Origin of the sequence: Thermococcus sp. ES12 (assembly GCF_012027515.1) — an archaeon.
Lineage (GTDB): Archaea > Methanobacteriota_B > Thermococci > Thermococcales > Thermococcaceae > Thermococcus > Thermococcus barossii.
Map to the genome: position 1 here is coordinate 1 of NZ_SNUP01000007.1, position 787 is coordinate 787.

The 787-nt window shown below is 39.4% G+C and carries 1 protein-coding gene; it reads left to right on the plus strand.

Features of this window, described 5'->3' with window-relative positions:
• On the plus strand, positions 1-702 hold a 702-nt coding region (locus tag E3E37_RS10690), incomplete at its 5' end, for a hypothetical protein (RefSeq protein WP_167717317.1).
• Between the last annotated feature and the right edge of the window lie 85 nt (positions 703-787).

The window sequence follows — 787 nt, forward strand, 5'->3', positions numbered from 1 at the left end:
GCTTTAAGCGGTCTTGATCTCGCAATAATGAATTATTACGATTCAGCTTCAAAGGGAATTGATCTCTCCCAGTCAATAAGCGTTGGAGCTTCAGGAACACAAAGTGTTACCTTTATGCTATTCCTAGATGCCGGTTATATACATGCGGTTGCCAAGGAGAACTTATCACTTAGCGTTAAATTTAATACTACTGTTGCCACTGATGTCACAATAAGCGATGCAACTGTCAAAGTTACACTTGATAAGTTACTATTTGCCGATCCAGAAGAGTGGTATGCCTACTTCAACGGTGAATTCATTGAGCCAAAAGTTTGGGTTAAAAAGACTACATTCAATTCTTCAACTGAGCTTGAAGAGATTTTGGACATTCCGGTGGGAGCAATTGCATGGAGAGGCTTCATAACTATCTATGATTCAAGCAATGCAAGAGCTGATATTATTGACAAGTATGCAATAATGCAGACTAAACCAAGAAAGATTGAGATCATGAAGGTGGACTGGACAACTGGACAAGAGCTGGATAAAATTGAATACGTGTTGGACAGCATCCTAACAGGTGTTAGCATTATAGACTTTGACAAGGAAGTCGTGGACGGTGGACTTAACCTCATAAGTGCGGACTTGGGAGTTTTCAAGCTTGCATTGAAGCCAACAGCTAACGGAACTGTGAGATACATAAGCCATGAGCTTGTAGTTCTTTGATTCCTTTTCTTTCCTTTCATTAAATCAGCCTTTGCTAAAATCAGATTTTGCTAAAATCAGTTAGGTGATGTGGAATGATTGATAT